The sequence below is a fragment of the Streptomyces sp. bgisy159 genome, from assembly GCF_057707805.1.
Genome location: NZ_JBYIQX010000021.1, coordinates 25,789 through 39,590, shown reverse-complemented (window position 1 = coordinate 39,590; position 13,802 = coordinate 25,789). Strand labels below are relative to the sequence as shown.

Below are 13,802 nucleotides of genomic sequence, written 5' to 3'. Positions count from 1 at the left end.
GTCACAGACCTGTCACAGGGGTACGGCACAGGACGGACACGCTGTGCGCACAGGCCGTGGCGGTACGAGCCGTATCCGCCCCACGGGTCGAACGCAGCCGACTCCATGGGCCAGAATGAGCCCGTGCCTTCCCTGTTGCTGATCGAGGACGACGACGCCATCCGGACGGCCCTGGAGCTCTCACTGACGCGCCAGGGACACCGCGTGGCGACCGCTGCGAGCGGTGAGGACGGTCTGAAGCTCCTGCGCGAGCAGCGACCGGATCTGATCGTGCTGGATGTGATGCTGCCCGGAATCGACGGCTTCGAGGTGTGCCGGCGGATCCGGCGGACCGACCAGCTGCCGATCATCCTGCTGACCGCGCGCAGCGACGACATCGACGTGGTCGTCGGGCTGGAGTCCGGTGCCGACGACTACGTCGTGAAACCGGTGCAGGGTCGGGTGCTGGACGCGCGGATCCGGGCCGTGCTGCGGCGCGGGGAGCGCGAGTCGAACGACGCGGCGACCTTCGGCAACGTGGTGATCGACCGGGCCGCGATGACCGTGACGAAGAACGGCGAGGACCTGCAGCTGACGCCGACCGAGCTGCGGCTGCTCCTGGAGCTGAGCCGGCGGCCGGGTCAGGCACTGTCGCGCCAGCAGCTGCTGCGGCTGGTGTGGGAGCACGACTACCTCGGCGACTCCCGGCTGGTGGACGCGTGCGTCCAGCGGCTGCGCGCCAAGGTCGAGGACGTGCCGTCGTCCCCGACGCTGATCCGTACGGTCCGTGGTGTCGGCTACCGCCTGGACGCGCCCGCGTGAGCGACGCGCGCCCGGCCACCCGGCCGCGGACGACCTCGAAGCCCGCACCTCCGCGCCGCGCGGGCGGGGAAGCGAACGATTGGACACGGTGACGGACGTGCAAGGGGGGTCCCGCGGCGAGGCCGCGGCCCGTAAGGGAGTTCTGTCACGGCTGCCGCTTCCGTCCTGGCTGCGCTTCACCAGCCTGCGGCTGCGGCTGGTCGTGGTGTTCGGGCTGGTTGCGCTGACCGCCGCGGTTTCCGCGTCCGGCATCGCGTACTGGCTCAACCGCGAGGCCGTGCTCACCCGCACCCAGGGGGCTGTGCTGCGGGACTTCCAGCAGGAGATGCAGAACCGCGCCGGCTCGCTGCCCGAGTACCCCGGCCAGGACGAACTGCAGCACACCGCCGGGCAGATGGCCAACAGCAGCCAGCGCTTCAGCGTGCTGCTGGTGGCCACCGACGGCGGCGGCAGGACCGTGTACGGCGGCTCGGGCGGGCTGAGCGGGTTCTCGCTGGACGACGTGCCCGAGTCGCTGCGCACGGCGGTGAACGAGCGGCAGCCGCTGACCGTCGGCAACAAGTCGCCGTACCACCTGTACTGGCAGCGGGTCGTCGAACACGGCACGCCGTACCTGGTGGCCGGGACGAAGGTGATCGGGGGCGGGCCGACCGGCTACATGCGCAAGTCGCTGGAGCCGGAGGCCAAGGACCTCAACTCGCTGGCCTGGTCGCTGGGGATCGCCACGGGGCTGGCGCTGATCGGTGCCGCGCTGCTCGCGCAGGCCGCCGCCACGACCGTGCTGAAGCCGGTGCACCGCCTCGGCATCGCGGCACGGCGGCTCGGCGAGGGCAAGCTGGACACCCGGCTGCGGGTGTCGGGCACCGACGAACTGGCCGACCTGTCACGGACGTTCAACCTGGCGGCGGAGGCGCTGGAGAAGCGCGTCGCGGACATGGCCGCGCGGGACGACGCCTCCCGGCGGTTCGTCGCGGACATGAGCCATGAACTGCGCACTCCGCTCACCGCCATCACGGCGGTCACCGAGGTGCTGGAGGAGGAGCTGGAGGCCGAGACCGGCAGCGTGGACCCGATGATCGAGCCGGCCGTGCGACTGGTCGTCAGCGAGACGCGCCGGCTGGGCGACCTGGTCGAGAACCTGATGGAGGTCACCCGCTTCGACGCGGGCACGGCCAGGCTGGTGCTGGACGACGTGGACGTCGCCGACCAGATCACCGCCTGCATCGACGCCCGTGCCTGGCTGGACGCGGTGGACCTGGACGCCGAACGGGGCATCCACGCGCGGATCGACCCGCGCCGGCTGGACGTCGTCCTCGCCAACCTGATCGGCAACGCGCTCAAGCACGGTGGCTCCCCGGTGCGGGTGTCGGTGCGTGAGGAGACGAGCGAGGAGCGGGGCGCGGAGGTCGTCATCGCGGTGCGCGACCACGGCCCCGGCATCCCCGAGGACGTGCTGCCGCACGTCTTCGACCGGTTCTACAAGGCGAGCGCCTCCCGGCCGCGTTCCGAGGGAAGCGGTCTGGGGCTGTCCATCGCCCTGGAGAACGCCCACATCCACGGCGGTGAGATCACCGCCGCGAACTCCCCCGAGGGCGGCGCGGTGTTCACGCTGCGCTTGCCCAAGGACGCCTCGCCGCCGGCCGAGGAGCGGGACGAGCGGCACGCCGAGCAGCCCGAGAAGGAGAAGGGGAACGCCTCGTGACCGTAGGGCGACACCTCATGACCGCACGGCGGCTGCTCGCCGCGGTGGCCCTGCCGGCCCTGCTCGCCGGGTGCGGGATCCGCGCCACCGAGGTGCCGACGGACTTCGGGCCCGCCCCGTCGCGGGTGCGGTGCACGCTGTCGGACGCGGACACGGCGACGCAGCCCGCCCGGGGGGTTCCGGTGCAGGTGTTCCTGCTGTGCGGCTCGTCGCTGGTGGCCGTGGACCGGTGGGCGCCGGTGCCGGCCGGGGCGTCGGACGGCGCGCGGCGCGGCCTGGTGGCACAGGGGCTGCTGGACCAGTTGGCGCGCCGGCCCTCCACGGCCGAGAAGCAGGCCGGGTACACCACGAGTGTGCGGGGCGGGATGACCGTGGACGGTCCGCGCCCCGACGACCCGGACGAGACGCTGCGGCTGAGCGTGGCGCCCGGCGACCTGACCTCGTACGCCCTCGCGCAGATCGTGTGCACCTTCTCCGACTCGGCGGCGGCCGAGGGGGACGGCTCGGTGGTGCTGGGCGGCCCGGACTCCGGCCCGCCGCGCCGCTACGAGTGCACGGACGAGGTGCGGTCCCGCCCCGGCACCAGCAGGCCGCCGTCCTCGCAGGTCGCCGGGGCGTGACGGAGACCTCACGGGGGTCTCGGGCCGCCCCGCGGAACCGATCGTCGCGAAGAGCACGTCTAGGGGGGCGTGCAGCGTCATAGCGGGACCGTTGATGTCCGGGGCGGTACGGCGTCCCCCGAGGGGCGCGGGGAGCCACGCGACCAGTCACCGACGATCCGCGCTCCGCGAGCGGCCGGTGTCCTCCTCCTGCTGGGCCACCTCCTCTTCCTCGCCTGGTACTCGCTGCGGCCCCTCGACGTGCCCTGGGTGATGCCCGCCAACTGGCATCCCTTCGCCGCCATCCGCGCCGACCTGGACCTGGGCTGGCGGGTGGCGGCGCTGCGCATCTGCCGGGAGCTCGCACTGCCGGCCCCGCTGGGCGTGCTGCTGCCGCTGGTGCACGGCAGGCTCCGGGTGTCCCCGCTGGCCTCGCTGCTGCGGACGACGGCCGCGGGCGCGTTGCTGGCGCTGACCGTGGAGCTGCTGCAGACCGATGTGCCGGGTCAGGTCGTGGACGTCGACTCGCTGCTGCTGGCCACGGCCGGGGTGGCCCTCGCGCACCTGGCGGTCGTACCGGCGTCGCGGTCCTGGCTGCGCCGCAGGGCCGAGCGCGGGGCGGGGGCCGTCCGGCCGCAGGAGGAGCCGTCTCAGGGTCTCACCCCGACGATTCCCAGGGTGGGGATCGCCCCGTAGAGCGACGCTTCGTCCGGTTCGTCTCCGTAGCGTGGAGGGAGGACGAGGGGCCACCAGGGCGCCTCCGACGCTCACGAAGGAGCCGCAGATGTCCAGCCTCGCTCGACCCACCCATGGCCGCATGATCGGCGGAGTGTGCGCCGCGCTGGCCCGGCGCTTCGGCACCTCCGCGACCACGATGCGGGTGATCTTCCTGGTGTCGTGCCTGCTGCCGGGGCCGCAGTTCCTGCTCTACCTGGCGCTGTGGATCCTGCTGCCGTCGGAGGACAAGGCCCGCACGGCGTGGTGACCCCGGTACGCGTACGCCGCCGGGGCGCACCCTGACGGAAGGGGTGCGCCCCGGCGGCGTCGTACGGGAGCGGGTCAGCCCAGCGGGATCCCGTTCACCGGCAGGCCGTGCGTGGGCAGGCCCTGGAGCGGCAGGCCGCCGAGCAGGCCGGCGACCGGCGCGGTGGGACCCTCGGCGAGGACCTTCTGGGCGGCGGGCTGGGCGGCCGCCACGCCCGCCTGCTGCGCCGGCTTGGACTGTTCGAGCACCTGCCCGGCACCCGGTACCGCCTGGTCGACCTTCTCGGCCGGCAGGGCCTGGGTGACGGTGTCCAGCACCTGCCCGGTGGCCTCCGGCACGGCGGGGGCGGCGTTGGCGGCACCGGCACCCGCGGCGGCGAAGGCGGCACCGAGGGCGGCGACACCGAGGGTCTTGGCAGCAGACTGCTTCATGATGAATGCGTCCTCGAATGGGATACGGGGAACTGAGCGGTTCTCGACCGTAAACACGTCCCCGCACCCGCCGCAAACATCGAAATGCGGACGGATTGTGAACGCTGCCCTGTGCGACGGTTCCGGGAAATCCCGCGACTACCCTTCCCCGGCCGGAGAACCGCTGGTGGAGGCGGTCTGCTGGAACAGCCATTCGGATTTCAGCTCGGCATATCCGGGCTTGATGACGTCATTGATCATCGCCAGCCGTTCATCGAAAGGAATGAACGCTGATTTCATCGCATTGACGGAGAACCACTGCAGATCGTCGAGCGTGTAGCCGAACGCGTCGACAAGGTGCTCGAATTCCCGGCTCATGCTGGTCCCGGACATCAGCCGGTTGTCGGTGTTGACGGTGGCCCGGAAGTGCAGGCGGCGCAGCAGGCCGATGGGGTGCTCGGCGTAGGAGGCCGCCGCCCCGGTCTGCAGGTTGGAGCTGGGGCACAGCTCCAGCGGGATGCGCTTGTCGCGGACGTAGGAGGCGAGCCGGCCCAGGGTGACACCGCCGTCGGCGGCGACCTCGATGTCGTCGATGATGCGCACCCCGTGTCCCAGCCGGTCGGCGCCGCACCACTGCAGGGCCTGCCAGATGGAGGGCAGCCCGAACGCCTCGCCGGCGTGGATGGTGAAGTGGTTGTTCTCGCGCTTGAGGTACTCGAAGGCGTCCAGGTGGCGGGTGGGCGGGTGACCGGCCTCGGCGCCCGCGATGTCGAAGCCGACGACACCCGAGTCGCGGTAGGCGTTGGCGAGTTCGGCGATCTCCAGGGAGCGGGCCGCGTGCCGCATGGCGGTGAGGAGGGCGCCGACGCGGATGCGGTGGCCGTTCTCCCGGGCCAGCCGCTCGCCTTCGCGGAACCCCTCGTTGACGGCCTCGACGACCTCTTCGAGGGTCAGCCCGCCGTCGAGGTGCTGCTCGGGGGCGTAGCGCACCTCGGCGTAGACGACGCCGTCCTCGGCCAGGTCCTCGGCGCACTCACGGGCGACCCGGACCAGCGCGTCCCGGGTCTGCATCACGCCGACGGTGTGCGAGAAGGTCTCCAGATAGCGTTCCAGGGAACCGGAGTCGGCGGCCTCGCGGAACCAGATGCCGAGCTTGTCCGGGTCGGTCTCGGGGAGATGGGAGTACCCGGTGTCCCGGGCGAGGTCGACGACGGTACCGGGGCGCAGCCCGCCGTCGAGGTGGTCGTGCAGCAGAACCTTCGGCGCCCGGCGGATCTGGTCCGAGCTGGGAGTGGCGCCTTTCGCGATGCTCTGGCTCGTCATTTCGGCACTCTACTTCCTACGCGCGTAGACGGCGCGGTGCCGCGCGACGCCGATACGCAAAGGTGACCGCAGGACTGGTGGAGTCCCCGCTCGGTTCTGACACTGTTCTGTCATGGCACACGATGCGACGGCGGTTCGAACGGCCCGCCTGGGGAGGGCGATCGGCCCGGAACCGACGGCGGTCAGCGGAGCGGTGCTGCTCCTTCCCGGCGGGGAGGAGGTCTCCGTGCGCAGACCCTCCCCCCTGTGGGACACCTCCCGGGTGCGTGCGCTCGGCCGCCGGCTGGCGGGCGACGGCCGGGTGGACGGGCTCGCCGTCCATGTGGTGCGGTACCGCGCGCGCGGCTGGAACGGCAGCGAGGCGCAGCTCGCGGCGGACGCCGAGTGGGCCGCGGACGAGATCGTGCGGCGCTACGGCGATGTGCCGGTGTGCCTGGTCGGCGTCGACATGGGCGGACGCGCCGCGCTCCGGGCGGGCGGTCACGAGGCCGTCAACGCGGTACTGGCCCTCGCCCCCTGGCTGCCGGAGGACGACGTGGCGGCGCCACCCGAACCGGTGAAGCAGTTGGTGGGGCGCAAGGTGATGATCGTGCACGGCACGAACGACCGGCGCACCGATCCGGAGCTGTCGTTCCGGCTGGCGGCCCGGGCGAAGAAGGCCAACCGGGACGTGTGCCGGTTCGAGGTGCACTCCGACGGGCACGGGCTGCGCCAGCACCGCCGCGAAGTGCTGGCCCTGTCCAGTGACTTCGTGATGGGCGTGCTGTTCGGCCGGGCGCTGTCCCGGCCGGTGGTGGACGCGCTGGCGGCCCCGCCGCCGATCGGGCTGCGGATGCCGCTGGCGGCGGGGTTCGGGGCCGGGCTGGGCGGGGGGCGGGGGGCTGGCCGCGGAGCTCGGGCGTAGGGGCGGGCGGTCGTGGGGCGCGGGATGTCCGGCGCGGGCGTAGACGTACGCGTGCGGGGCGGACGCGGGCGTCTGGCGCGGGCACAGGCACAGGCACAGGCACAGGCACAGGCGAGCCTGACTGCGGGCGCCGGGCGCCGGGCGCAGGGCCAGTCGCGCGGCCCGGGTGTGAGCGCCGGACGCAGGCGTCGGGCGTGAGCGCGGGCGCTGCGGTCACGCCGTTCGGGGACGTCGGCGGAGAGGTCCGGCCGGGGGCGCCAGGCACTGCGCGGTCAGGGGAGCAGGCTGCCCCTCCGGGAGAGGAGGAACTTCTTGAAGGCGGCCACCGGGGGTGTGTCCGGGTGGTCGGCGAGCCAGGCCACGCCGATCTCACGGACCGCGCGCGGGGCGGTGACCGTCAGCTCCACCACTCCGGGGCGGGGGACGGTCGGCGGCGGCAGCAGGGCCACCCCGAGGCCCGCCGCGACCAGGCCGCGCAGGGTCTCCGCCTCCTCGCCCTCGAAGGCGATGCGCGGCTTGAAGCCGGCCTCCTTGCAGAGGTCGTCCGTGATGCGCCGCAGGCCGTAGCCGGGCTCCAGAGTCACGAACGTCTCGTCGGCCGCCTCCGCGAGGCGGATGCGGCGGCGGCCGGCCAGGCGGTGGTCGGCGGGGACGACGAGGCGGAGCTTCTGCTCGTCGAGGCGGCGGGCGACCAGGTCGGGGGCGTCGGGGACCGGTGAGGTGAGGCAGAGGTCCAGCTCGCCCGCGCGCAGTCCCTCGATCATCGCCTCGCCGTAGTTCTGGACGAGGCTGAAGCGGACGCGCGGGTGGTCGGCACGGAAGGCGTGCAGCAGGCCGGGCACGGTCTCGGCGCCCATGGTGTGCAGAAAGCCGAAGGCGACCTTGCCGGTGGCCGGGTCGGCGTCGGCGCGCACCTCCTCGGCGGCCCGCTCGACCTCGGCGAGGGCCCGTTCGACCGAGCCCAGGAAGGTGCGGCCGGCCGGGGTCAGGGAGAGCGTACGGCCGTGCCGGGCGAACAGGTCGACGCCGAGATCCTGCTCCAGCCGCACCATGGCCCGCGAGAGGGTGGACTGCGGGACGTTCATCTCCAGAGCGGCCCGGGTGACGTGCTCGTGGCGGGCGACGCCGGCGAAGAAGGCGAGGCGCGGCGCGAGCAGCATCGACATCTCCGCCCTGTCTTCTGTGTCACTGTCCGGTGACAGCCGCTTCTGTGACCTCCGCTGATGCACCATGGGAACGATTATGAGGGTTTCATGCATTGGACGGATGAGCGGCCGCCTCCGTAGCGTCGAGGACATGAATCCCGCCAGTACCGGGGCGTCCACCGCCGTGGGCGCCGCTGCCCCCGTCCCCGCTCCCTCCCCGTCCGCCGACTCCCGTATGACGCCCGGCGGCCCCGGCTACCGCCGGATGAGTCTCGCCCTGTTCCTCGCGGGGGTCGCCACCTTCGCGCTGCTGTACTCCACGCAGGCGCTGCTGCCGCTGATCTCCGACGACCTCGGGGTGACGGCCGGCGCGGCGAGCTGGACGGTGGCCGCGGCGACCGGCGGACTGGCCCTGTTCGTGCTGCCGATGAGCGCCCTGTCGGAGCGGTACGGCCGCCGTACGGTGATGACGGCCTCGCTGGCGGTCGCGGTGGGCGTGGGACTGCTGGTGCCCCTCGCACCGTCGCTCGGCGCGCTGGTGGTGCTGCGGGCGGTGCAGGGCGCGGCGCTGGCGGGCCTGCCGGCGTCGGCGACGGCGTACCTGGCGGAGGAGGTCCGGCCCAGGGCGCTGGTCACGGCGATCGGACTGTTCGTCGCGGGCAACAGCGTCGGCGGGATGAGTGGCCGGGTCATCACCGGCTGGGCCGCGCAGGCATTCGGCTGGCGGGTCGCCGTCGGGGTGGTCGGGGTGCTCGCGGTGGTCTGCGCGGTGGCCTTCCGGGCGCTGCTGCCGACGCCCCGGCACTTCACGCCGGGCTCGCTGCGGCCGCGCGTGCTGGCCGGCACGGTCCGCGCCCACCTCGCGAACCCGCTGCTGCGCCGCCTGTACGCGATCGGCGCGCTGTTCATGACGGTCTTCGGCGGCGTCTACACGGTCATCGGCTACCGCCTGACACAGGAGCCGTTCGGGCTGCCGCAGGGCATCGTCGGCTCGATCTTCCTGGTCTACCTGGTCGGTACGGTGTCGGCGTCGACGTCGGGCCGCCTGGTGGGCCGGCTCGGCCGGCGGGGCGCGCTGTACCTGGCCGGCGGCACCACGGCGGCGGGGCTGCTGTTGTCGCTCGCGGGCTCGCTGGTCCTGGTCCTGGCGGGGCTGGTGCTGATCACGGCGGGCTTCTTCGCGGGGCACGCGGTGGCGTCCTCCGCGGTCAGCAGGACCGCCACGACCGGCCGCGCCCAGGCGGCGGCGCTCTACCAGTCGGCGTACTACGTCGGCTCCAGCGCGGGCAGCACCCTCGGCGCACTGGCCTTCCACTCGACCGGATGGGCCGGAACCGTGGGCGTCGGACTGCTGGCGGTGCTCGGCGTCGTGACGATCACGGTGCTCGGCACCCGGGCGGCCCGGACGGCGGCCCGGCGGGAGCCGGTTCCGGCACACTGAGCGGACCCGCGAGCGCCCTGCGGTCGGACAGGCCTTCCGACCTGGGGGTTCGTGCGCTCAGGGGGCCGTTGTCAGTGGCCTGCGGTAGCTTCCGAAGTATCCGAAGGCACCGGGCGCACGGGGCGCCGGGTGGAACGGCCGCAGGGGCGGGTGGGCGACGATGAGTGACGGTACGGCGACGGTCGAGGACCTCGACGCGAGGCTGGAGCGGCACCGGGTCGAGCTGACGGGGTACTGCTACCGGATGCTCGGTTCCTCCTTCGAGGCGGAGGACGCGGTGCAGGACACCCTGGTGCGGGCCTGGCGCAGCTACGACAGGTTCGAGGGGCGCAGCAGCCTGCGCTCGTGGTTGTACCGGATCGCCACGAACGTGTGCCTGGACATGCTGTCGGCCGGCAACAAGCGGGCGCGGCCGGTGGACCTGTCCGAGTCGACGCCGCTGGCGCAGGCGGCCCTGTCCCCCCGGCCCGACCACACCTGGCTGGAGCCGATGCCCGACGCGCGAGTGCTGCCGACCGTGGAGGACCCGGCGGAGGCGGCGGTGGCGAAGGAGTCGGTGCGGCTGGCGTTCATGGCGGCGCTGCAGCAGCTGCCGGCCAAGCAGCGGGCGGTGCTGATCCTGCGTGAGGTGCTGGCCTGGAAGGCCGCCGAGGTCGCGGAGCTGCTGGACACGTCGGTGGCGTCGGTGAACAGCGCGCTCCAGCGGGCCCGGGCGACCCTGGCCGAGCGGTCGGACCGGGCGGCGCAGGCGGCCGTCTCCGACCCGCTGGACGCGGAGCAGCAGAAGCTCCTCGAACGCTATGTCGCGGCCTTCGAGGGCTATGACATGGCGGCGCTCACCAAGCTGCTGCACGAGGACGCGGTCATGACGATGCCGCCGTTCGACCTGTGGCTGACCGGCCAGGACGACATCACCGGCTTCATGACCACCCTCGGCTCCGCCTGCGCGGATTCGCGGCTGCTGCCGGTGCGGGTCAACGGGCTGCCCGGCTTCGCCCAGTACAAGCCGGACCCGGAGAAGGGCGGCTACACCCCCTGGTCGATCCAGGTTCTGGAGATCTCAGACGGGCGCCTCACCGGTTTCCACTTCTTCCTCGACACCCAGCGGTGGTTCCCGCTGTTCGGCGTCCCCCTCCACCTCGACGGGGACGGCGACGAGGTCGAGCAGGGCGCGTAGGGCGGGGTCGGGGCCGCGCAGCCTGATCCGGCCGCCGGCCCGCCGGGCCGCCAGCTGCAGCCGGGCCACCAGCTCGACGGCCATGAGGCCCGGCGGCCCCAGCCCGCTCACCTCCACCACGACGACGCCGGCGCCACCCCCTTCCAGCAGCGCCCGCACGGTATCGCCGAGTCCCGCCACCCGCTCTCGGGTGAGGGGACCGGTCAGGGTCAGGACGGGCTTCGTTTCGGGGTCCACGTGCGGTAGACCCACGAGGCGGCCGGAACTCATCGCGGACCCGCCTCGCACGGCCCGGCGTAGATCACATTGACCGGGTCGCCGGTGTCCCCCGAGGGTTGGCCCTGTGCAGGGGGTGCTGAGCGGGTTCGTGGTGATCGCGGTCGTCATCGGGGTGGGCTATGTACTGGGGCGGCGGGGGTCGCTCGGCCCTCAGGGCGGGGCGGTGCTGACGCGGCTGGCCTTCACGCTGGCGGGTCCCGCGCTGCTCTTCACGACCTTGGCGGACGCCGACCTCGCCGTCCTGTTCTCCAGCCGGCTGCTGGTGACGGCGCTGAGCACGGCAGCGGTCTGCGGGGTGTTCGTGGCGGTCGGGGCGGCGCGGCGCTGGGAGGTGGGCCGCACCACGATCGGCGCTCTGTGCTGCGGTTACGTCAACTCGGGCAACCTCGGCATTCCCATCGCCGCGTACGTCCTCGGTGACGCCTCGCTGGTGGCACCGGTCCTGCTGTTCCAGGTGGTGCTGGTGACGCCGGTGGCGCTGACCGTGCTGGATCTGTCGGGCGCGGGCGAGAAGGGCTCGGTGGGCCGGCGGTTGCTGACGCCGCTGCGCAATCCCATCGCGGTGGGCTCGCTGTCGGGCGTGGTCGTGTCGGCCGCGGGCTGGCACCTGCCCGGCCCGGTCATGGACCCGCTGACCCTGATCGGCAACATGTCCGTACCGGCGGCGCTGCTCGTCTTCGGCATGTCCCTGCACGGCAACGCGCCGTTGGCGGGGGGCCGGGACCGGCTGCCGGTGCTGCTGTCGGTGGCGCTGAAGTCGGTGGGCCAGCCGCTCGTCGCCTGGGTCCTGGCCAGCACCGTCTTCGGGCTGCGCGGCGCGCCCCTCCTGGACGTGGTGGTGACCTCGGCCCTGCCTGCCGCCCAGAACCTCTACACCTACGCGAGCCGGTACCGTGTCGCCGAGTCCCTGGCCCGGCAGTCGGTCCTGCTGTCGACGGTGGTGTCGGTGCCGGTTCTGGCGGGGGTGGCCACGGTGCTCGGCTAGCGGCCGGGCTCAGCTCAGGGGGAAGACGCTCGTGTCGATGTCCAGGCCGAAGGGCGCGGGCAGGCTCAGCTTCTCCCCGTACTCGACGGAGGTCAGGACGCGGTACGTGCCGTCCTCGGGGGCGCCGTAGAGGGTCGCTGTGGGACGGCCGCTGTGACAGGGGTCGAGGAGGAGGTAGAGCGGGACGCCGGCCCGGGCATAGCCGTAGGCCTTCTTGATGCGATCGTGGTTGGCGTTGCTCGGAGAGGTGATCTCCACGACCAGTTCCGCCTCGCACGCCTGCACGCGCGTCTTGCGGCGCAAGGCGGCCCGGGGCACGACACATAGATCCGGAACGAAGAGTCCCCCGGATTCCGACGCGCTCAGTCCGAGTGTCTGGTAGATGCCACAGCCCTCCGGGACCACGGAGTACAGGCGCTCCTGCAACAGTTCGGCGGTGTAGTTGTGCTCTTCGGACGGGGGCGGTGGCACGGTGACGATCCCTTCGATGATCTCCACCTTGCTGCCCTCGGGAACGTCCGTCTCCTCCCAGACACGGACGATCTCGTCCCAGTCCTTGTCGCTCAGGGACTCGGACTCGACACTGAGTGCGCTCATGGCGGTTCTCCCTATTCGGTGCGTCACCGATCCCAGCATGCCGAACGGGACCGGCACAGGTCCACCGATCCCGTTCACCCGAAAGGGGAAAGCGCAGGTCAGGCGATACGTTCCAGCACGACGGGGGTCGGTGTGAAGTCCGTGCCCGGGGCCGCGATGTCGTACGAGCCCTCCACAGCCTGGAGCGCGTAGTCGAAGCGCTCCGGGGTGTCCGTGTGGAGGGTCAGCAGGGGCTGGCCCTCGGTGACCGTGTCGCCGGGCTTGGCGTGCATCTCGACGCCCGCGCCGGCCTGCACCGGGTCCTCCTTGCGCGCGCGGCCCGCGCCCAGGCGCCAGGCGGCGATGCCGACGTCGTAGGCGTCGAGGCGGGTCAGGACGCCGGAGGCGGGGGCCTTGACGACGTGCTGCTCCTTCGAGGTGGGCAGGGGCGCGTCCGGGTCGCCGCCCTGGGCCGCGATCATGCGGCGCCAGACGTCCATCGCCGAGCCGTCGGCCAGCGCCTTCGCCGGGTCGGCGTCCGTCACTCCGGCGGCGTCCAGCATCTCCCGCGCCAGGGCGATCGTCAGCTCGACCACGTCCGCCGGGCCGCCGCCCGCCAGGACCTCCACCGACTCGCGGACCTCCAGCGCGTTGCCCGCGGTCAGGCCCAGCGGGGTGGACATGTCGGTCAGCAGGGCGACCGTCTTCACGCCGTGGTCGGTGCCCAGGCCGACCATGGTCGTGGCCAGTTCCCGGGCGTCCTCGATCGTCTTCATGAAGGCGCCGGTGCCCACCTTGACGTCGAGGACCAGGCTGCCGGTGCCCTCGGCGATCTTCTTCGACATGATCGAGGAGGCGATGAGCGGGATCGCCTCCACCGTGCCGGTGACATCGCGCAGGGCGTAGAGCTTCTTGTCGGCGGGGGCGAGGCCGTCGCCCGCCGCGCAGATCACCGCGCCGGTGGTGTCGAGGACGTGCAGCATCTCGTCGTTGGAGAGCAGCGCGCGCCAGCCCGGGATGGACTCCAGCTTGTCCAGGGTGCCGCCGGTGTGGCCGAGGCCCCGGCCGGACAGCTGCGGGACGGCCGCACCGCACGCCGCCACCAGGGGGGCCAGCGGCAGCGTGATCTTGTCGCCCACGCCGCCCGTGGAGTGCTTGTCGGCGGTCGGGCGGGACAGGGAGGAGAAGTCCATCCGCTCGCCGCTCGCGATCATCGCGGCGGTCCAGCGGGCGATCTCGCGGCGGTTCATGCCGTTGAGCAGGATCGCCATCGCGAGCGAGGACATCTGCTCGTCGGCGACCTCGCCGCGCGTGTAGGCGTCGATGACCCAGTCGATCTGCTCGTCGCTGAGTTCCCCGCGGTCCCGCTTGGTGCGGATGACGGAGATGGCATCCGACTGCATGACAGCCATGGCGTTCCTTCTTCCAAGACGTTCGGAAAAGTGTGCGGCCCCTCTGCGTTCGTCGCTCGTCAG

Annotated in this window: 15 protein-coding genes; 9 read left to right on the top strand and 6 right to left on the bottom strand. The window is 72.7% G+C overall.

Translation table 11 applies throughout. The annotated features are described in order from the left end of the window. Positions 1-123: 123 nt before the first annotated feature. From afsQ1 to AC3ET3_RS20840, 5 genes are all read left to right on the top strand, one after another. Positions 124-801, top strand: coding sequence for a two-component system response regulator AfsQ1 (gene afsQ1, locus AC3ET3_RS20860; RefSeq protein ID WP_432134666.1), 678 nt, complete (start codon positions 124-126; stop codon positions 799-801). A gap of 88 nt (positions 802-889) precedes the next feature. Then, a complete protein-coding gene (locus tag AC3ET3_RS20855) occupies positions 890-2,503 on the top strand; it encodes an ATP-binding protein (RefSeq protein ID WP_432157043.1) in 1,614 nt (537 codons plus the stop codon). A gap of 17 nt (positions 2,504-2,520) precedes the next feature. Next, on the top strand, positions 2,521-3,123 hold the full coding sequence (locus tag AC3ET3_RS20850) for a hypothetical protein (RefSeq protein ID WP_435612656.1): 603 nt from the start codon (positions 2,521-2,523) through the stop codon (positions 3,121-3,123). Positions 3,124-3,279: 156 nt separating this feature from the next. After that, positions 3,280-3,798, top strand: coding sequence for a VanZ family protein (locus AC3ET3_RS20845; protein ID WP_432134841.1), 519 nt, complete (start codon positions 3,280-3,282; stop codon positions 3,796-3,798). 88 nt (positions 3,799-3,886) lie between these two features. Then, complete coding sequence (locus AC3ET3_RS20840) at positions 3,887-4,087, top strand: PspC domain-containing protein (protein WP_432134664.1); 201 nt, start codon at positions 3,887-3,889, stop codon at positions 4,085-4,087. A 74-nt stretch (positions 4,088-4,161) separates the two neighbouring features. On the opposite strand, the gene AC3ET3_RS20835 is transcribed toward AC3ET3_RS20840, so the two are convergent. Then, complete coding sequence (locus AC3ET3_RS20835) at positions 4,162-4,518, bottom strand: ATP-binding protein (RefSeq protein WP_432157042.1); 357 nt, start codon at positions 4,516-4,518, stop codon at positions 4,162-4,164. A gap of 138 nt (positions 4,519-4,656) precedes the next feature. Next, on the bottom strand, positions 4,657-5,820 hold the full coding sequence (locus AC3ET3_RS20830; RefSeq protein WP_432157041.1) for an adenosine deaminase: 1,164 nt from the start codon (positions 5,818-5,820) through the stop codon (positions 4,657-4,659). Positions 5,821-5,932: 112 nt separating this feature from the next. On the opposite strand from AC3ET3_RS20830, the gene AC3ET3_RS20825 reads away from it, so the two are divergent. Then, entirely contained in the window at positions 5,933-6,724 is a 792-nt protein-coding gene (locus AC3ET3_RS20825; protein WP_432134661.1) for a prolyl oligopeptidase family serine peptidase, read from the top strand. 272 nt (positions 6,725-6,996) lie between these two features. On the opposite strand, the gene AC3ET3_RS20820 is transcribed toward AC3ET3_RS20825, so the two are convergent. Further along, the gene (locus AC3ET3_RS20820; RefSeq protein ID WP_432134660.1) at positions 6,997-7,956 is read right to left on the bottom strand and encodes a LysR family transcriptional regulator; all 960 of its coding nucleotides are present in this window, start codon (positions 7,954-7,956) and stop codon (positions 6,997-6,999) included. A 64-nt stretch (positions 7,957-8,020) separates the two neighbouring features. Between AC3ET3_RS20820 and AC3ET3_RS20815 the strand changes: the two genes are divergently transcribed. Both AC3ET3_RS20815 and AC3ET3_RS20810 read left to right on the top strand, forming a co-directional pair. After that, complete coding sequence (locus AC3ET3_RS20815; RefSeq protein WP_435612630.1) at positions 8,021-9,310, top strand: MFS transporter; 1,290 nt, start codon at positions 8,021-8,023, stop codon at positions 9,308-9,310. 160 nt (positions 9,311-9,470) lie between these two features. Then, positions 9,471-10,487 carry a sigma-70 family RNA polymerase sigma factor gene (locus tag AC3ET3_RS20810; protein WP_435612629.1) on the top strand — a complete coding sequence of 339 codons (1,017 nt, stop codon included), beginning with the start codon at positions 9,471-9,473 and terminating at the stop codon, positions 10,485-10,487. Here AC3ET3_RS20810 and AC3ET3_RS20805 read toward each other — a convergent pair. Then, positions 10,371-10,757: an STAS domain-containing protein gene (locus AC3ET3_RS20805; RefSeq protein ID WP_432157039.1), complete on the bottom strand. Its 387-nt coding sequence runs from the start codon at positions 10,755-10,757 to the stop codon at positions 10,371-10,373. The two genes, AC3ET3_RS20810 and AC3ET3_RS20805, sit on opposite strands and share 117 nt — an antisense overlap. Before the next feature lie 73 nt (positions 10,758-10,830). Between AC3ET3_RS20805 and AC3ET3_RS20800 the strand changes: the two genes are divergently transcribed. Further along, positions 10,831-11,751, top strand: coding sequence for an AEC family transporter (locus tag AC3ET3_RS20800; protein WP_432134656.1), 921 nt, complete (start codon positions 10,831-10,833; stop codon positions 11,749-11,751). Positions 11,752-11,760: 9 nt separating this feature from the next. On the opposite strand, the gene AC3ET3_RS20795 is transcribed toward AC3ET3_RS20800, so the two are convergent. Both AC3ET3_RS20795 and AC3ET3_RS20790 read right to left on the bottom strand, forming a co-directional pair. Then, positions 11,761-12,348 (bottom strand): Uma2 family endonuclease, encoded by a 588-nt coding sequence (locus AC3ET3_RS20795; protein WP_432134655.1) that lies wholly within the window; start codon positions 12,346-12,348, stop codon positions 11,761-11,763. 98 nt (positions 12,349-12,446) lie between these two features. Then, positions 12,447-13,730: a thymidine phosphorylase gene (locus tag AC3ET3_RS20790; RefSeq protein ID WP_435612655.1), complete on the bottom strand. Its 1,284-nt coding sequence runs from the start codon at positions 13,728-13,730 to the stop codon at positions 12,447-12,449. Between the last annotated feature and the right edge of the window lie 72 nt (positions 13,731-13,802).